The following is a 19,090-nucleotide window of genomic DNA, read 5'->3' as shown; positions in this document are numbered from 1 at the left end:
GTCTAATATGCCTGATGTTAAGCCTCATTAGCAGATATTAAAACCTTTTTCATTTTTTTCTCAAATTCACGGCGCGGAATCATGACACTATGCTGACACCCTTCACATTTAATACGGACATCTGCGCCCATACGAATAATCTTCCATTTATTTGTACCACATGGATGTTGTTTTTTCATTTCAACGATATCATTTAAACCAAATTTTTTAGCTTCCATGTTATTCACTTCTCCCCTCATCTTTTCCATAGAACATCATTTTTGGATAGGCCATTGGTATGTTATTTTCTTCAAAAAGTTTTGTAACATCACGGCGAATTGTACGTGCAACGCCATATTGTTGCTGTGGTAATGTTTCAGCCGCTATACGTATTGTTACCTCAGTCCCTTTAACATTTTGCACACCTAAAAAAACCGGAGTCGTTATTAATTCCTTATGCAATGTAGGTAATGTCTCTAAATACTTATTAATAACCGCTTCAGCTTTCCCAAAATCAGCAGCTGTGGTCATTTGTAAATCTATAAAAATTTTGGAGTTGTTAACAGAATAATTGACGACCTCACCAATTGCACCATTTGGGATGATGAACTGCTCCCCCGTGGCTCCATTAATTTTTGTAGTACGTAAACCTATTTCTACAACTGTACCTTCTGCTGCATTTATTTTTATATAATCCCCTACACCAAATTGATCTTCAAAGATAATAAAGAATCCAGTAATAACATCCTTTACTAAACTTTGAGCACCAAAACCTATTGCTAAACCAACAATCCCTGCACCGGCCAATAGCCCTGCTACCTTTATATTTAAAGAAGAAAGAATTCCTATAATCGCTGAGAAGTAAACTACATAAGAAATCACACTTTGTAATAATCTTGCAATTGTTCGTTGACGTCGCTCTGAGTGGTTTAATGGGGAACGCATTCGTATTAAGAACACTTTTTTAATAAATTTTTTACCTAATCTTACAGCTAACCATGATGCTAATAAAATGAGCACAATCTCTATGGATGCATCAATCACATGATCCCAAAGTTCCTCAGATGTGAGCTTATCCCAATATCTCTCCATTAACTTTTTTTTATTCTCTTCCATCATTACCACCTCTTGAATAACTTGCTAAAAATTTGCGTATACTGCATAAAAATTGAGCACTTCTAAATATAAAAAGAAAGTGAGTTTTTTTATGAATACTATACCAAATATGTTACTACCTTATTCCCTTCATCACGAGAGTAAAAATGCTGTTTGGCAATTAAGCACATTATTTTTAGAACATATACCGTTTCATCATGAACGTTTAATTTTTTGTTGTATTGGCAGTGACCGCTGTACAGGTGATACACTTGGACCATTAACAGGTAGCTTTCTAAAAAAATCAGTTAGCTTTCCCTATGAAATTGTTGGTTCTTTAGAAGATCCTTTACATGCTCTAAATCTTGATTCTACTATGCAACAGCTACACAATCATACTACAAAACCTTTTATTATTGCGATTGATGCCTGTCTTGGCAGTGAGCAAAATGTTGGCCATATTTCAGTTCAAAGCGGTCCTATTTTTCCCGGCAAGGCTGTAAAAAAAGAATTACCTCCAATCGGAGACATTTCCGTTAAAGGAATCGTCAATATTGGAGGCTTTATGGAAATGCTTGTTTTACAAAATACAAGACTTCATATTTCTTATGCTATGGCAGAAAAACTTTCTAGAGCTTTATTATTAGCTGCCCACCGTTATTCACTGAAAAGTGTAGAAGATGGCAACCATAACGCCAACAACGATAATACCTGGCAGCAAGTTAGCAGCTTTGATTTTAGCTAAACCAGCAATGTTTAACCCTATTGCCATAATCATTACGCCGCCAACAGCAGTCATTTCAGTAATGTACATTTCTAGCGCCGCATCAGGTATAAAGGAGCTTATAACGCCCGCAAAAAGTGCAATTAAGCCTTGATAAACAAAGACAGGTACAGCCGATAGCATAACACCTATACCTAATGTGGATGCTAAAATAATGGATGTAAATCCATCTATTAATCCCTTTGTAATTAAAACATTGTGATCATTACGTAGACCACTATCGAGTGCACCGATCACAGCCATCGACCCAACAACAAAAATTAGAGAAGCAGTGACAAAGCCCTCTGCGATGCTTATTTGGTTTTGATCATTCCGTTTTGTTCGAAATAATGACTCGACCCATTTTCCAAGCCGATTCATTTGCTTATCTAAATCCAACCATTCACCTATTACTGTACCTACCACTAAACTTACTACTAATATAATAAAGTTATCACTTTCAAAGCCCATTTTTATCCCTAACAATGTGACCGCTAAACCAATAATGGATAGGACCGTAGATTTCATAGATTCAGGAATATTTTTAAAAATGCGCCCCACTAATGCACCTGCTATAATTAGCACAGCATTAATCAATGCCCCTAGTATTACCACACTTAAGCCTTCCTTCTCTCTAAAAAATAGAGAGCGCCTGTTTGCTTGGCGCTCTGATTAAGTTATAGAAATATTATTTTATTCTTCCTGTAAGTTCAAAATTTCTAAAATACGTTCTAAATCATCTTCGGAATAAAATTCAATTTCAATTTTTCCTTTATTGTTTGTTTTTTTGATTTGTACATTTGTTCCAAAATAATCACGTAATTGGGATTCTTTGGCTGCTACAAAAATATCTTTCTTCTTTGGTGGAATTGTTTCACGTGAAACTTCTTCATTGATACTTTGTACTAGCATTTCAACCTGACGTACATTCAAGCCTAGGTTAATTACCTTATTGGCTACTTCTGAAATTCTTCTTTTATTTTTCAAGCCGAGTAAAGCCCGTCCTTGCCCCATTGATAATGTGCCTTCATTCATCAATTTACGAACATCTTCTGGTAAAGCAAGTAGACGAACGTGATTGGCTATATGTGGTCTGCTTTTTCCTAGCCGTTTAGATAATTCTTCTTGTGTTAAATGTAGGTTTTCCATTAAGCTCTGATAGGCTTCTGCTTCTTCAATAACTGTTAAATCCTCACGTTGGAGGTTTTCTAAAATGGCTAGCTCCATCATTTGAGCATCTGATAGCTCTTTAATAATGACAGGAATAACCTCTAATTCAGCTAAGAGACATGCTCTATAACGGCGTTCCCCAGCAACAATTTCAAATTTACGTCCTTTTTTTCGAACAGCAATTGGCTGCAAAATACCATGCTCTTTAATAGAATCTGCTAGCTCCTGTAAACTTTCCTCATCAAAAATTTTACGAGGCTGATATGGGTTCGCAACAATTAAATCTAATTGGATTTCTTCTACTTGCCCACTTTGTTCTAAAGACTCTCCTGGAAATAGTGCACCAATGCCCCTTCCTAAACCTTTAGCCATTTTTTATCACTTCCCTCGCCATCTCCAAATAAACTTCTGCACCTCTAGATTTTGCGTCGTAAGTGATAATTGGTTGACCATGACTTGGTGCCTCACTTAATCGCACATTACGAGGAATGATCGTTTTATATACTTTATCTTGGAAATATTTTTTTACTTCATCAATAACCTGTAAACCTAAGTTTGTTCGTGCATCCAACATTGTTAAAAGAACCCCATCAATATAAAGCTGCTGGTTTAGATGCTTTTGAACAAGTCGAACAGTGGATAATAATTGACTTAGCCCTTCCAATGCATAGTATTCACATTGAACCGGGATAATCAGTGCATCTGAAGCAGTTAATGCATTAATTGTTAAAAGTCCTAAAGAGGGGGGACAGTCAATAATAATATAATCGAAATCTTCTTTAACATTTTGCAGTGCATGTTTTAATCGCACTTCTCTTGAAATAGTAGAAACCAACTCAATTTCGGCACCTGCAAGTGAAATTGTTGCTGGCACGATTGATAAATTTTCAACATTTGTTTTTTGAATGACATTTTCTACATCTTCGTCGTCAATGAGCACATCATAAATACAGCCCTGTATTTCTCCTTTATTAATACCAAGTCCACTTGTTGTATTCCCCTGCGGATCAGTATCAATTAAAAGTACTTTCTTACCTAAATAAGCTAGGCAAGCGCTCAAATTGACCGAAGTTGTTGTTTTACCTACGCCACCCTTTTGATTGGCGATTGCTATAATTCTACCCATTTAAAAGCACCTGCTTTCATCTATCAAAGTTTACTTTGACAAATCATTTGTAAAATCACTCTTTAATCCGCTATCTAACTCTCATTCTATCAAAAAAATTGAAGAGAGTTGTATAAAATATTAAGAATATATACAAAAAAGGAGATATCTCATTTATCTTTCTGAGTTATCTCCTCTGTACAGTGTTCGATAAAGTTCTAAATTACTTTTTTAGAATAATTTATTACACCTTTTTCTTTTTAGGTATCTTCACTGTAATTTGATAATATTCTTCTGTATCTTCTTCTTCTGTTTTCACCGTAATACCGCTTTTTGTTACCATTGTTAACGATTGTTTAATCGTATTTAAAGCAATGCGTACATCTTTACTTATAGCTTTTCTCTTTGGCTTTGCTTTCTTTGGTGCCGATTCTTCCTGCTCGTCTGTTACTGGATTTAATATTGTCTGAATTTGTTCCTCTAATTGACGAACATTCCAATCATTATCAATCGTTTGTTGTAAAATTTCTAATTGTAATGGTTGATCTTTTACTGCGATTAATGCACGTGCATGTCGTTCAGATATTTGGCGCTTCAAAATGGCTTGCTGCACTTCTTCCGGCAACCTTAATAAACGTAATTTATTGGCTACAGTGGATTGTCCTTTTCCAAGTCGTTGGGCAAGTGCTTCCTGTGTAAGCTCATGAAGCTCTAATAATTTTTGATAGGCTACCGCTTCTTCAATTGCAGTTAACTCTTCACGCTGTAAGTTCTCTATTAACGCAATAGAAGCTGTTTCCTTATCAGTTAAATTACGTACAATAGCAGGGACCTCTGTCCATTGTAGCTTTTTCATCGCCCGATAACGACGCTCACCGGCAATGATTTCATATTGATTTTCTGATGTTTTACGTACAACAATTGGCTGAATCACACCATGTGTATGAATGGTTCTTGATAATTCCTCAATTTTTTCATCATCAAAAATAGTACGTGGCTGAAAACGGTTAGGTACAATTTGATTAATAGGCAACTTTATGACTTCTTCCGCTGCATGAACCGCCTCTGCTTGTTCTACTTCATTTTTCACAATAGGCTCCGTTTTACTCCCGCCTCCAAAAAAACGTGAAAAAGGACTTTTCATCCAAGTGGCACCACCTTTAAGTAACTATCTTGCTCTGTGTCATTCTATTATTATTTATTATATTTCTCCAAATGTATATAGTTCATAGATGTCTTTTGCGTGAACCATCCATAACTAGTATGTATGCTCAAAATAGAAAAAATATTTTCTACTTTGAGTAGTTTCACATGAAACACTAATTATTGAATCGGTGTTTTATTTGGTACACCTGGCTTACGCGGGTATTTTTTCGGTGTTCCTTTTATTTTATCAAATATATATAAAATGCGGTCACTTTCTTCAATAGGTAGCTTGAAAGAAAATTCTTCTCTTAGTTTAACACCTAATGTTGTTAAAGCTTTTTTAGCATCCTTTAATTCTTCTGCCCCAGCTGCAGCTTTTAAAGCAACAAAATATCCATCTTGTTTTGCTAAAGGTACGCATAACTCCGATAACACTGATAACCGAGCTACAGCGCGTGCTGTTACCACATCAAATTGTTCACGATATTTTACATTTTGACCAAACTCTTCAGCTCGTGCGTGTACAAAATGCATATTTTCTAATTGTAACTCATCACTTAGATGATTTAAAAATGTAATTCTTTTATTTAAAGAGTCGACAATTGTGACGTGTAAATGTGGGAAACAGATTTTAATAGGTATACTAGGGAAACCTGCACCTGCTCCAACATCACAAACAGTGGTTACTTTGGAAAAATCAAAATAGAAAGAGGCACTAATTGAATCAAAGAAATGCTTTAAATAAACGCCTTCTACATCTGTAATAGCCGTTAAATTCATCTTTTCATTCCACTCGACAAGTAGCTCAAAGTACTTTTTAAATTGAGAGATCTGCTTATCTGAAAGTACAATGCCTTTCTCTTTCAGTGCCTCTATAAATTGTTGTTCGTTCATGTAAAGTCTCCTTTATTAATCTAGCTATCCTGTTCTACCAATAGGATAACTTTAAAAATAGGAAGCGGGCACAATGGTATGCCCGCCCCTTATTTACTTTACTGTCTTATTAGCTGCTTACTTTCGCAATTTTACCTTGTTCAATGTAAACAAGCAGAATGGATATATCTGCTGGATTAACTCCAGAAATACGAGAGGCTTGGGCAATAGAAAGAGGTAAAACCTGTTTTAATTTTTGACGTGCTTCTGTTGCTAAACCAGAAATAGCATCGTAATCAATATTCTCAGGGATTTTTTTATTTTCCATTTTGTGTAGCTTCTCTACCTGTTGCAATGCCTTTTCGATATAGCCTTCATATTTAAGCTGTATTTCAATTTGCTCTTTCACTTCATCTGACAATTCAATTTCTGCCGGAATTAAAGAAGATATTAACTCATAATGCATTTCAGGACGTTTTAATAAATCTGCGCCACGAATACCATCTTTTAATTCACTACCACCAACTGAACGAATAACAGATTGCGTTGTCTCATTTGGTTTAATAATGACTTCACGAAGACGTGCAATTTCCTTTTCAATCAGCTCTTTTTTCTCATTGAATTTATTATATCTTTCTTGTGGAATCATGCCCATGTTATATGCAAGCTCGATTAAACGTAAATCTGCGTTATCGTGGCGTAACAATAGACGATATTCTGCACGAGATGTTAATAAACGATATGGCTCATTTGTCCCTTTTGTTACCAGGTCATCGATCAAAACGCCAATATAGGCATCAGAGCGACTTAAAATTAACTCTTCTTTACCAAGGACATTCGCAGCAGCATTCATTCCCGCCATTAAGCCTTGTGCGGCTGCTTCTTCATAACCAGATGTACCGTTAATTTGCCCAGCTGTATATAAGCCTTTAATACGTTTTGTTTCTAATGTTGGCCATAATTGTGTTGGCACTATTGAATCATATTCAATTGCATAACCAGCACGCATCATTTCCGCATTTTCTAAGCCAGGGATAGATTTTAGTAAACGTGTTTGAACATGCTCTGGTAAACTTGTTGATAAACCTTGAACATAGACCTCACGCGTGTTACGGCCTTCTGGCTCCAAGAATATTTGATGTCGTGGCTTATCATTAAAGCGCACAACTTTATCTTCAATTGACGGACAATAACGTGGACCTGTCCCTTTGATCATTCCTGAATACATCGGTGAAAGATGTAAATTCGCTTCAATAATTTCATGTGTTTCAGGACTTGTATATGTTAACCAGCAAGGAAGTTGATCCATAATGAATTCAGTTGTTTCAAAACTAAATGCACGTGGAACATCATCTCCTGGTTGAATCTCTGTTTTGTCATAATCAATTGTACGGTTATTTACACGTGGTGGTGTACCTGTTTTAAAACGAACTAAATCAAAACCAAGCTCTTTTAAATTATCAGCTAAACGGATCGAAGGTTGTTGATTATTAGGACCGCTTGAGTATTTCATATCACCGATAATAATTTCACCGCGTAAGAAAGTACCTGTTGTCACCACTACTGTTTTAGCACGATAGACGGCTCCAATTTGTGTAATGACCCCTTTCACTTCTCCATCTTCAATAATTAACTCTTCAACCATTCCTTGATGGATTGTTAGGTTTTCAGTTTCTTCCAACACACGTTTCATCTCTTGTTGGTATAAAACTTTGTCTGCTTGTGCGCGCAATGCACGTACTGCTGGACCTTTCCCTGTATTTAACATTCTCATTTGTATATGTGTTTTATCAATAACTTTCCCCATGACGCCACCTAAAGCGTCAATTTCACGTACGACGATTCCTTTGGCAGGGCCACCGATAGATGGATTACACGGCATAAATGCAATCATATCTAAATTAATTGTTAGCATTAATGTGTTTGCGCCCATTTTAGCCGCAGCATGAGCAGCTTCTGAACCTGCGTGACCTGCGCCAATTACAATAACATCATACGTGCCTGCCTCATATTTTGTTGGCATGCTCGTATCTTCCTTTCCCTTTATAAATTTATTTTCCTAAGCAGAACTGTGAAAATAACTGATTAATTAGGCTTTCTTGTACTGTGTCACCAATAATTTCACCAAGTATTTCCCATGTTCTTGTTACATCAATTTGTACCATATCTACTGGTACACCATCCTGTGCAGCTGCTATTGCATCTTCTACTGTTGCTTGTGCTTGGTGCAGAAGAGCAATATGTCTTGCATTTGAAACATATGTTAAATCGCCCGCTTCGATTTGTCCTTCAAAGAATAATGCTGCAATGGCTTCCTCTAATTCAGTAATGCCCTCCTCCTGTAACAGAGAAGTCGTGACAATACGGTGGTCACCAGCTAATTCTTTAACACGTGCTAAATCTATTTTTTGCGGTAGATCTGTTTTATTAACAATGACGATGTAATCCATCGAATCAATTGTTTCGAAAAGTCGCTCATCCTCTGCAGTCAATTCATCTGCATAGTTTAATACAAATAAAATCAAATCTGCTCCACGAAGAGCTTCACGAGAGCGTTCTACACCAATTCGTTCAACAATATCCTCTGTTTCCCGGATACCTGCTGTATCCACTAAACGAAGTGGAACACCACGTACATTGACGTACTCTTCTATAATATCACGAGTCGTACCTGCGATATCTGTCACTATGGCCTTATTTTCTTGTACTAAGCTATTTAAAAGCGAAGATTTCCCTACATTCGGACGACCTAAAATAACAGTTGATAATCCCTCGCGCAAAATCTTTCCTTGAGAAGATGTTTGTAGAAGTTTAATAATTTCATTTCTTACCCATGTACATTTCTCTACTAATACAGGGACCGTCATTTCTTCTACATCATCATACTCCGGATAATCTATATTAACCTCTACCTGTGCTAATGTCTCTAGTAAAGCTTGGCGTAAATCACCAATAAGTCTCGACAATTTCCCATCCATTTGGCCCAAAGCAACATTCATCGCACGATCTGTTTTTGCTCTTATCAAATCCATAACAGCTTCAGCCTGTGAAAGATCTATACGTCCATTTAAAAAAGCTCGTTTTGTGAATTCACCTGGCTCAGCTAATCTTGCTCCATTTGTTAAGGCAAGTTTTAATACGCGATTGACTGAAACTAGTCCACCATGACAGTTTATTTCTACAACATCCTCACGCGTGAATGTTTTAGGTCCACGCATCAGCGATAGCATAACTTCCTCTACTACCTCATTTGTTTTAGGATCAACTAAATGCCCATAATGAATGGTGTGCGAATCTTTAGTAGTTAAACTTTTTCCACCGGGTGATTTGAATATTTTATCTGCAATCGTTACTGCCTCGCCCCCACTTAAACGAACGATGGCTATGGCACCTTCACCCATTGGTGTGGATATCGCAGCAATTGTATCGAACTCCATTTAATGACCTCCTTAACGTTATCCACATGTGGATAATCAAAACCGACCAATACTTACTAACACCTTAGACTAACATATTTTCTGCAAAATCTAAAGTAAGGATCATTTCCAAATGTGGATAAAATCATTTTTATAGTTAATCTTATTTTCGACAAATATCGATATTCTCTGTCACATTAAAAAGGTCATTTTATCACGCAGATAAAATGACCTTTCAAAATATATTGTCTGTATGATTTTTGAGCAACAGTCTAACGGTTTTTTACTGGTTCAATTACTAAATAACGATTAGGTTCTGTGCCTTCTGAATACGTTTCAAGATCTAGACGATTTGCTAATTGATTATGAATTATCTTTCGTTCGTAAGACGGCATTGGTTCAAATGCCACACGTTGATTTAAGCGTAATGCTTTATCCGCCATTCGATCTGCCAATAATTCTAATGCTACTTGTCTACGTTCGCGATAGTTTTCTACATCTAATTTCACCATTAAAAATTGCTTAGCACTTTTATTTAATATTAGTTGCGTTAATTGCTGTAAGGAATTTAGTGTTTGACCTCGTTTCCCGATAAGCAGTGCCGCCTTCTCACTTTTTAATTGAAATAATACATATTTCCCTTCACGAGTCGTAGCAATATCAAGATCATGAATATCCAGTTGTTCAGCAATGCTTACTAAATACGCTTTTGCATCTTCAATTGGATTTGCTGAATCTACTTCTTCATTTTGTTCTTTAACGACTTGTTGAACAGCTTCGATTTCACTTGGTTGTTCAGAAACTTGTGAACTTATTGTTTCAACATTATCTACTGCCAGTGGTTCGTCTAATTGTGTCGTATTTTGCGGTTCGGCTTTTTCGTTTTCAATTGTCGGAACCTGAACTTCCTTTATAGTTACACGTACCTCTGCAGAACGTGCACCAAAACCTAAAAATCCTTTTTTACCTTCTTGTAAAACTTCAACATCTACTTGTTCACGGGTTTTGCCAAGTTTCTGTAACGCCAATGAGATCGCTTCTTGTGTTGTTGCGCCTATTTGCGTAAGTTGTTTCACTTTTTAGCCCCTCCATTTTGAGCAGGTTGTGTTTTATCTTTATTCCAAGGTTTATAAATAAACAGGTTTTGGAAAATCGAAATAATATTCCCGATTACCCAATATAGTGATAATGCAGCTGGTAAGGCCATACCAAAAGCAATGATCATGAATGGCATAATATACATCATAATTTTCATTTGAGGATTATCCATTGCTGGTCCTGTACGCAATACGATAAATTGCATTAAACCTGCCGTAATTGCTAATGCAGGTGCAGGATCTGCTAACGGGAAGATAAAGAAATTCCCTAAATCAAATGTAGATGTAGCATTCATACGACTAATTGCATGATAGAAACCAATTAAAATTGGCATTTGAATGATTACTGGTAAACATCCAGCAAGTGGGTTTACTCCAGATTCACTCATTAGCTTCATCATTTCTTGCTGATATTGTTGCTGTGTCTGAGCATCCTTAGAAGCATACTTCTTTTGCAATTCCTTCAATTTTGGCTGAATTTCTTGCATCTTTTTAGAGCTCTTTGTTTGTTTAATCATTAAAGGTAAAATTGCTAAACGAATAATAATTGTTACGGCAATAATCCCCCATGCATACGTACCGAGCAGATCAGCAAAGTATTTTATCGCTGATACCAACGGCCAAACAATGAATTCATTCCAGAAGCCTGTGCTGTCTTTGGAAATTGGTTCATTGAATTCTGTACAACCAGAAAGTAGTAAGGCTACTGATACTAGTGACAAAATTACCCAATGTTGTTTTTTCAACCTTCTTCCCCCTACAATTACTATTCACTTTTTCTTAATTCTATATGCATTTTTTCATTCACAGACAGTTTCCTACCACAAGATCTGCCGGCTACTTTACCTAAATTCTGTCAGCGTTTTGGACGTCCTCAATAAAGATAAAGTTATCAGTTATTTTATCACGCCTATAACGTTCACTCTACTAAATATTCTAACTACATAAATTTATTCATAAGTTATGTTGCGAAATTTACATACTTTTAGTGAAATACAGTATTTCATATACCCCTATGCGTATATTCCCCTTACTTATTATCGTATGCAAATTCGCTGTACACTACTATTAACAGGACAGACATTTTTCACCACTTGCTTGCATACATTACACTTTCTTCATAACCTTTGCGATTCGTAGTACATGCTGCAAACTCTGTTTCACTTCATGAAAATCCATAGTGGCCGCCGGTTGTCTGGCGATAATAACATAATCCATATTCGGCTTTAAATCATTCTTTAATTCCTGAATACTTTGTCGAATATAGCGTTTTATTTGGTTGCGTGTTACCGCATTCCCAAGCTTTTTACTAACTGATAAACCTACACGAAATTCGGTTTGCCCCTCTTTTGCTAAAAAATAAACGACAAACTGACGATTAGCGAAAGATTTACCTTTTTTAAACACCTTTTGAAAGTCATCATTTTTTTTCACTCTTTGGCGTTTTTTCATTTCTTTCACCTGCTATTAGATAATATCTTTTGATCCTCATTTCTAGGTTTACCAAAAATAAAGAAAAAAAAGACCACTGATGTGGCTCAGTGGACTTATTTTATGCTGATAAAACTTTTCTTCCTTTACGACGACGAGCAGCAAGAACTTTGCGTCCGTTTTTCGTGCTCATACGTGCGCGGAAACCGTGAACTTTGCTGTGCTTACGTTTTTTTGGTTGGTAAGTACGTTTCATTTATATAGACACCTCCTGAATGAGTTGAATTTTTCAACATACAGACTCGAATATTATATAAAGTATCTAGTTATTTTGTCAATGTATTTCATAAATTTCTTTTAGTCATCCACTCTACTTATTTTTTTATTCATCTCAATTTCTATTTAGTTAACATTTGTATTCTCATAAATAACGATTAATTATTTCCCATGAACATAAAATATTTATCCACAGAGTACTTGTTTTTTTTACACAGAGTTGTGTATAGTATTTTTTGCATTATTTTTTATCCACAACAATTATCTACAGCTTTTTCACATAAGCAGTGCTTGTGGACAACTCTGAAGTGCATAACTACAAGCTATGTGGATAAGTTTCATAAACTATTGAAATAGCTTTGTTTTTCTGATACGATTACTGTGCTTCACTTTGTTGAAAACTGAAACGAACATTTTAATTATCCACAACTGTTAATATGCTGTGGATAATTTTTATCACAGCCTTTGGTTAACTTTTATCCACAACTTGTGATTATGTGGACGAGTTGTAAAATGAACGTATTTACCATTTCTATAAATGCGATTTTTTTATGTATTGAACACTGTAAAGGAGATTAGCAGCTTGGAACATTTAGAAGAACTATGGAATAATGTCCTGGCTCAAGTTGAACAAAAAATTTCTAAACCAAGCTTCGAAACGTGGCTTAAGTCTACAAAACTACTATCTTACAATGGTAGTGGCTCTACTGTAACGATTGCTGCGCCAAATTCGTTTGCTCGAGACTGGCTTGAGAATCATTATATTCATTTGATTACAGGTATATTAACGGAGCTTACAGGCGAAGACTTGCTTATTAAATTTGTTGTTCAAAAAAACCAGGATTCGGACGATTTCGATTTGCCGGCGCCGATTATCCAAGCAAAAAATAACGATCACCATGATATTTCACCAGGTATGTTAAACCCGAAATATACTTTTGATACGTTTGTTATTGGCTCTGGTAACCGCTTTGCACATGCTGCCTCGCTAGCAGTCGCTGAAGCCCCTGCGAAAGCTTATAATCCATTCTTTATTTATGGGGGAGTAGGGCTTGGTAAGACACACTTAATGCATGCAATTGGCCATTATGTTTTAGAGCATAATCCTAATGCGAAGGTAGTCTACCTATCATCTGAGAAATTTACAAATGAATTTATTAACTCAATTCGTGATAATAAAGCACTTGATTTTCGCAATAAATACCGCAACGTGGATGTACTGCTAATTGATGATATTCAATTCCTAGCTGGAAAAGAATCAACTCAAGAAGAATTTTTCCACACTTTTAATACTTTACATGAAGAATCAAAGCAAATTGTTATATCAAGTGATCGACCTCCGAAAGAGATTCCTACATTGGAAGATCGGCTACGTTCACGTTTTGAATGGGGGCTAATAACTGATATTGCGCCACCTGATTTGGAAACTCGTATTGCTATCTTGCGTAAAAAGGCAAAAGCAGATGGTCTAGAGGTTCCAAATGAAGTAATGCTTTATATTGCGAACCAGATTGACTCCAATATTAGGGAGCTTGAAGGTGCGCTTATTCGCGTCGTCGCCTATTCTTCACTGGTAAACAAAGATATTACGGCAACATTGGCAGCCGAGGCTCTAAAGGACATTATCCCTAACTCAAAGCCACGGACTGTGACAATATTAGACATTCAGAATGCTGTAGGAGAGCATTTTAATATACGTTTAGAAGATTTTGCTGCTAAAAAACGTACTAAATTAATTGCCTTTCCACGTCAAATTGCTATGTATTTATCACGCGAATTAACAGATTTTTCGCTGCCGAAAATTGGCGAAGAGTTTGGTGGCCGTGACCATACGACTGTCATCCATGCACACGAAAAAATATCTTCTATGTTGAAAAATGACGTTCAACTTCAACAAGATGTTAAACAAATTCGTAGCATGCTAGGGAAGTAATTGCTGTGGACAATCCAACTATTTAAACACAAACTTATACACAGTCTATCTACATGTGGATAGACTGATTTTATTCATAAAACTATACTTATCCACAAATCCACAGAGCCTATTACTATATCTTTTTTATTTTATATAAATAAATAATATAAATATGTGAGGGAAAACGAATGAAATTTGATATTTTACGTGACCGTTTATTAGAGGGTTTAAATGATGTCATGAAAGCCGTAAGTTCTAAAACAACTATTCCAATTTTAACTGGGATTAAAATTGATGTAACAGAAGAAGGCATCCGCTTAACAGGTAGTGATGCAGATATTACAATCCAAACTTTTATTCCAGTTGAAGAAGATGGACAACAAATTATTCACATTGCAGAAACCGGATCTATTGTTGTACAAGCACGTATGTTTAATGAAATTGTACGTAAATTACCAACAAATGATGTTGAAATTCAAGTAACACCAGGTTTTCAAACACATATTCGCTCAGGAAAATCTGAATTCCATTTAATTGGATCTGATGCTGCAGAATATCCTTTACTACCAGAATTAACGGAAGATCAAAAATTTACTATTCCTGCTGATCTATTAAAAACAATTATTCGTGAAACAGTGTTTGCTGTTGCCACTTCAGAAAGTAGACCAGTGTTGACAGGTGTAAACTGGCAGATTAAAAATGAAACTTTAATCTGTGTTGCAACAGATAGTCATCGTTTAGCAAGACGTAAAGTCCAACTGGAAAATTTACCGAAAGTTGAACATAGCGTAGTGATCCCAGGAAAAAGTTTGAATGAATTAAATAAAGTACTTGAAGATTCTACAAATTTAGTGCAAATCGTTATTACAAGTCAGCAAGTATTATTTAAAACTGGCGATGTATTATTCTTCTCTCGCTTACTGGAAGGGAATTATCCAGATACAACACGTTTAATTCCTGAAGAATATCAAACGAATGTAACAATTAATGGGAAATCCTTGTTGCAAGCTATTGACCGTGCTTCACTTGTGGCAAGAGGTGATCGTAACAATGTTGTTCGTTTTGAAATTTTAGATAATCAAGCAGTTGAAGTTTCTTCTAATTCACCTGAAATTGGTAAGGTGCAAGAAGAAATTCCCGTTGAAGCGTTAGAAGGGGAAAGTTTGAAAATTTCCTTCAGTGCGAAATACATGATGGAAGCATTAAAAGCAATTGATGGTCAAGATGTGGTCATTCAATTTACTGGGGCAATGAGACCATTTATTTTACGTTCTGTTCATGATGATGCTATTTTACAATTAATTTTACCTGTAAGAACTTACTAAGATTATAAGATCCGTTAAGATAGTCGCTAATTGTGACTATCTTTTTTTACTTATGGCGTAATTTTAGGTATGATAGAGAGATAGACAGTCTGTATTCGGAGGGGAACACACTATGCAGGACATTAAAATTGATGAGGAGTTCATCACGTTAGGGCAGCTATTAAAAATTACTGATGCCATTAGTTCAGGTGGAATGGCCAAGTGGTTTTTACAAGAAAACGCTGTATATGTTAATGGAGAAGTAGACGATCGTCGAGGTCGAAAATTACGTGACGGTGACGTGGTAAATATTCCTGGCTGTGGTCGTTTTCAAATCGTAGGACCAACTGGACAGTAAATTATGTATATTGAGCAAATAAAACTTACAAATTACCGTAATTATGATGCCTTAGCTTTAGACTTTTCTCCGAAAATTAATGTTTTCATTGGTGAAAATGCACAAGGAAAAACAAACGTTATGGAGTCCATCTATGTTTTAGCAATGGCTAAATCCCATCGAACTACGAACGATAAAGAATTAATACGTTGGGATTCAGACTATGGTAAAATAGAAGGGGCCGTAAAAAAAAGGCATGGTATTTTACCGATCGAACTTACGATTACAAAGAAAGGTAAAAAGGGCAAGATAAATCATATAGAGCAAAGTCGCCTCAGTCATTATATTGGTCAAATGAACGTCGTTATGTTTGCGCCAGAAGATTTAAACGTGGTAAAGGGGAGTCCGCAAATACGTCGACGTTTTATTGATATGGAGATTGGGCAAATTTCGCCTGTCTACTTACATGATTTATTAACCTTTCAAAAAGTTTTAAAACAACGAAACCATTTCTTAAAGATGAACCAGGGCAAGTCCTTATCAAATGATGTGATGTATGAGGTCTACAATGAACAATATATTCACGCAGCTACCCAAATTATTCGTAAAAGATTTCAATTTATGGATTTGTTGCAGGAGTGGGCGGAACCTATACACGCAGGTATATCGCAAGGTAAGGAAACATTGGTTATAAAATATCGTACGGTAGCTGGTATTGAAAAAGAACACTCTACTAGCGAAATTGAAAATACTTTACATCAAAAATTGATTGAAGCGAGAGAACGTGAATTTGACAGGGGTGTCACATTAGTTGGCCCACATCGTGATGATTTGCAGTTTTTAGTAAATGGCTATGATGTTCAAACTTATGGCTCACAAGGACAACAACGTACTACAGCGTTATCTTTAAAGCTTGCTGAAATTGAATTAATTAAACAAGAAACAAATGAAACACCCATACTACTTTTAGATGATGTTTTGTCGGAACTCGATGATTATCGTCAATCGCATTTATTAAATACCATTCAAGGTGAAGTCCAGACCTTTGTTACAACTACAAGTGTAGATGGAATTCATCATGAAACGATGGAACAAGCTCAACTGTTCCACGTGAAACAAGGAGCGATTGATAAAAGTTAGCCAGGGTAGTTTTTTAGATTACAAAAGAATGGTAATAGTCAGCTCGGTTGACTGTTCATTCATTTACACACAATGATGTTATGAAGGAGTAGATGAAAGCCGTGGCTATAGAGAACGAAGGTTTACAAAACCAAGCTTATGAGGCTGATCAGATCCAGGTATTAGAAGGTTTAGAGGCAGTACGTAAAAGACCAGGGATGTATATCGGTTCTACAAGCTCTAAAGGGCTTCACCATTTAGTATGGGAAATTGTTGATAATAGTATCGATGAAGCTCTTGCAGGATTTTGTACAGATATAAGTGTAACAATTGAAAAAGATAACTGGATTCGCGTAGAAGATAATGGACGTGGGATTCCAGTAAGTATTCAAGAAAAAATGGGTAAGCCAGCTGTCGAAGTTATTATGACAGTTTTACATGCTGGTGGTAAATTCGGCGGTGGAGGCTATAAAGTTTCTGGTGGTCTTCACGGAGTTGGGGCATCAGTGGTGAATGCACTCTCTGTGGAAACAATTGTTCAGGTTCACCGTGAAGGTCATATCCATGAAATTAAATTCGAACGAGGAAAGACAGTTCAAGAATTAACTATTATTGGTGATACAGATCACAATGGTACAACAACACGTTTTAAAGCTGATCCAGAAATCTTTAAAGAAACAACTGTTTATGAATTTGACATTTTAGCTCATCGTATTCGAGAGTTAGCTTATTTAAATCGTGGCATTAAGATTACCATTGCTGATGAACGTGAAGATCAAGAACGTTCAACTACATACCACTATGAAGGTGGTATTCGTTCCTATGTAGAACATTTAAACCAATCAAAAGAGCCTATTCACGATCCAATTGATGTTCTTGGCGAAAAGGATGGAATCACAGTAGAAATTGCTATGCAATATAATGCTGGATTCTCCTCTAATATCTTTTCATTTGCTAATAACATTAATACGTATGAAGGTGGTACCCACGAGTCTGGTTTTAAAACAGCACTTACACGTGTTATTAATGATTATGCACGCAAAAGCGGATTACTAAAAGAATCTGATGCAAATCTTACAGGTGAGGATGTACGTGAAGGATTAACAGCTATTGTCTCTGTAAAACATCCCGATCCTCAATTTGAAGGACAAACGAAAACAAAGTTAGGGAATTCAGAAGTAAGTCAAATTACCAATTCATTATTCTCAGATGGCTTTGAACGTTTTATGTTAGAAAATCCGACAGTAGCTCGTAAAATTGTCGAAAAAGGTTTAATGGCAGCACGTGCACGTGTAGCGGCTAAAAAAGCTCGTGAGTTTACTCGTCGTAAAAATGCACTGGAGGTTTCAAGCTTACCAGGTAAATTAGCTGACTGTTCTTCAACAAATCCAGCTGAATGTGAAATCTATATTGTTGAGGGTGATTCTGCCGGAGGATCTGCTAAATCAGGACGTGATCGTCACTTCCAAGCAATTTTGCCTCTACGTGGTAAAATTCTCAATGTTGAAAAAGCCCGACTAGATAAAATTCTATCGAATGCAGAAATCCGTGCAATGATCACAGCTTTTGGTACAGGTATTGGAGAAGAGTTCAATTTAGAAAAGGCGCGTTATCATAAAATCATTATCATGACTGACGCCGATGTTGACGGAGCACATATCCGTACATTACTTTTAACTTTCTTCTTCCGTTTCCTTCGACCTCTTGTGGAAGCAGGCTATATTTATATTGCGCAGCCACCACTTTATCAAGTTAAACAAGGTAAGCATGTTGAATACTGCTATGATGAGGAAACGTTAAAGGAAATTTTAGAGCGTCTACCTAAAATGCCAAAACCAAATGTACAACGATATAAAGGTCTTGGTGAAATGAATGCTGAACAACTTTGGGAAACAACAATGGATCCAGAGCACCGCACATTATTACAAGTAGAATTAGATGATGCAATTAAAGCAAACCAAGCATTTGAACGTTTAATGGGCGATGAAGTTGAACCTCGTCGTCAATTTATCGAGGAAAATGCCGTATACGCTAATTTAGATATTTAGTTTTTCTTGAAAGGAG

General features: G+C 36.2%; 19 protein-coding genes. 6 read left to right on the top strand and 13 right to left on the bottom strand.

What is annotated here, in order from left to right; all coding sequences use genetic code 11:
* Window positions 1–17: 17 nt before the first annotated feature.
* Together ABC382_RS15315 and ABC382_RS15310 are read right to left on the bottom strand one after the other, a co-directional pair.
* A complete protein-coding gene (locus ABC382_RS15315; RefSeq protein ID WP_274795092.1) occupies window positions 18–218 on the bottom strand; it encodes a DUF951 domain-containing protein in 201 nt (66 codons plus the stop codon).
* 1 nt (window position 219) lies between these two features.
* Window positions 220–1,095, bottom strand: coding sequence for a mechanosensitive ion channel family protein (locus ABC382_RS15310; protein WP_274797397.1), 876 nt, complete (start codon window positions 1,093–1,095; stop codon window positions 220–222).
* A gap of 91 nt (window positions 1,096–1,186) precedes the next feature.
* Between ABC382_RS15310 and yyaC the strand changes: the two genes are divergently transcribed.
* A complete protein-coding gene (gene yyaC / locus ABC382_RS15305) occupies window positions 1,187–1,819 on the top strand; it encodes a spore protease YyaC (RefSeq protein ID WP_274795093.1) in 633 nt (210 codons plus the stop codon).
* Here yyaC and ABC382_RS15300 read toward each other — a convergent pair.
* From ABC382_RS15300 to rpmH, 11 genes are all read right to left on the bottom strand, one after another.
* On the bottom strand, window positions 1,736–2,452 hold the full coding sequence (locus ABC382_RS15300; protein WP_274795094.1) for a DUF554 domain-containing protein: 717 nt from the start codon (window positions 2,450–2,452) through the stop codon (window positions 1,736–1,738). The two genes, yyaC and ABC382_RS15300, sit on opposite strands and share 84 nt — an antisense overlap.
* 78 nt (window positions 2,453–2,530) lie before the next feature.
* The gene (locus ABC382_RS15295) at window positions 2,531–3,379 is read right to left on the bottom strand and encodes a ParB/RepB/Spo0J family partition protein (RefSeq protein ID WP_312506358.1); all 849 of its coding nucleotides are present in this window, start codon (window positions 3,377–3,379) and stop codon (window positions 2,531–2,533) included.
* Window positions 3,372–4,133, bottom strand: coding sequence for a ParA family protein (locus ABC382_RS15290; protein ID WP_274795096.1), 762 nt, complete (start codon window positions 4,131–4,133; stop codon window positions 3,372–3,374). The genes ABC382_RS15295 and ABC382_RS15290 overlap by 8 nt, the downstream gene beginning before the upstream one ends.
* A gap of 223 nt (window positions 4,134–4,356) precedes the next feature.
* Entirely contained in the window at window positions 4,357–5,256 is a 900-nt protein-coding gene (gene noc / locus ABC382_RS15285; protein ID WP_322611483.1) for a nucleoid occlusion protein, read from the bottom strand.
* A 179-nt stretch (window positions 5,257–5,435) separates the two neighbouring features.
* Window positions 5,436–6,152, bottom strand: a complete 717-nt coding sequence (gene rsmG / locus ABC382_RS15280) for a 16S rRNA (guanine(527)-N(7))-methyltransferase RsmG (RefSeq protein WP_274795099.1) — start codon at window positions 6,150–6,152, stop codon at window positions 5,436–5,438.
* Window positions 6,153–6,261: 109 nt separating this feature from the next.
* On the bottom strand, window positions 6,262–8,154 hold the full coding sequence (gene mnmG / locus ABC382_RS15275; RefSeq protein ID WP_274795100.1) for a tRNA uridine-5-carboxymethylaminomethyl(34) synthesis enzyme MnmG: 1,893 nt from the start codon (window positions 8,152–8,154) through the stop codon (window positions 6,262–6,264).
* 28 nt (window positions 8,155–8,182) lie between these two features.
* Window positions 8,183–9,568 carry a tRNA uridine-5-carboxymethylaminomethyl(34) synthesis GTPase MnmE gene (gene mnmE, locus ABC382_RS15270; RefSeq protein ID WP_322611484.1) on the bottom strand — a complete coding sequence of 462 codons (1,386 nt, stop codon included), beginning with the start codon at window positions 9,566–9,568 and terminating at the stop codon, window positions 8,183–8,185.
* Between the two features lie 251 nt (window positions 9,569–9,819).
* Window positions 9,820–10,623 carry an RNA-binding cell elongation regulator Jag/EloR gene (gene jag / locus ABC382_RS15265; RefSeq protein ID WP_274795102.1) on the bottom strand — a complete coding sequence of 268 codons (804 nt, stop codon included), beginning with the start codon at window positions 10,621–10,623 and terminating at the stop codon, window positions 9,820–9,822.
* Window positions 10,620–11,390 (bottom strand): membrane protein insertase YidC, encoded by a 771-nt coding sequence (yidC, locus tag ABC382_RS15260; protein WP_274795103.1) that lies wholly within the window; start codon window positions 11,388–11,390, stop codon window positions 10,620–10,622. Before yidC ends, jag begins: the two co-directional genes overlap by 4 nt.
* A 361-nt stretch (window positions 11,391–11,751) precedes the next feature.
* Entirely contained in the window at window positions 11,752–12,096 is a 345-nt protein-coding gene (gene rnpA / locus ABC382_RS15255; protein WP_274795104.1) for a ribonuclease P protein component, read from the bottom strand.
* A 100-nt stretch (window positions 12,097–12,196) separates the two neighbouring features.
* On the bottom strand, window positions 12,197–12,331 hold the full coding sequence (gene rpmH / locus ABC382_RS15250; protein ID WP_004233310.1) for a 50S ribosomal protein L34: 135 nt from the start codon (window positions 12,329–12,331) through the stop codon (window positions 12,197–12,199).
* Between the two features lie 558 nt (window positions 12,332–12,889).
* Between rpmH and dnaA the strand changes: the two genes are divergently transcribed.
* From dnaA to gyrB, 5 genes are all read left to right on the top strand, one after another.
* Window positions 12,890–14,284 (top strand): chromosomal replication initiator protein DnaA, encoded by a 1,395-nt coding sequence (dnaA, locus tag ABC382_RS15245; RefSeq protein WP_396631744.1) that lies wholly within the window; start codon window positions 12,890–12,892, stop codon window positions 14,282–14,284.
* A 170-nt stretch (window positions 14,285–14,454) separates the two neighbouring features.
* The gene (gene dnaN / locus ABC382_RS15240; protein WP_274795106.1) at window positions 14,455–15,591 is read left to right on the top strand and encodes a DNA polymerase III subunit beta; all 1,137 of its coding nucleotides are present in this window, start codon (window positions 14,455–14,457) and stop codon (window positions 15,589–15,591) included.
* Window positions 15,592–15,703: 112 nt separating this feature from the next.
* Window positions 15,704–15,928, top strand: coding sequence for a S4 domain-containing protein YaaA (gene yaaA, locus ABC382_RS15235; protein ID WP_274795107.1), 225 nt, complete (start codon window positions 15,704–15,706; stop codon window positions 15,926–15,928).
* A 3-nt stretch (window positions 15,929–15,931) separates the two neighbouring features.
* Window positions 15,932–17,047: a DNA replication/repair protein RecF gene (gene recF / locus ABC382_RS15230; RefSeq protein ID WP_274795108.1), complete on the top strand. Its 1,116-nt coding sequence runs from the start codon at window positions 15,932–15,934 to the stop codon at window positions 17,045–17,047.
* Window positions 17,048–17,139: 92 nt separating this feature from the next.
* On the top strand, window positions 17,140–19,074 hold the full coding sequence (gene gyrB, locus ABC382_RS15225; RefSeq protein ID WP_274795109.1) for a DNA topoisomerase (ATP-hydrolyzing) subunit B: 1,935 nt from the start codon (window positions 17,140–17,142) through the stop codon (window positions 19,072–19,074).
* Window positions 19,075–19,090 lie beyond the last annotated feature (16 nt).

Origin of the sequence: Lysinibacillus phoenicis, from assembly GCF_047238325.1 — a bacterium.
Classification (GTDB): domain Bacteria; phylum Bacillota; class Bacilli; order Bacillales_A; family Planococcaceae; genus Lysinibacillus; species Lysinibacillus irui.
Note: the sequence above shows the minus strand (reverse complement) of the source record. Positions and strands in the feature narration are given on the sequence as shown.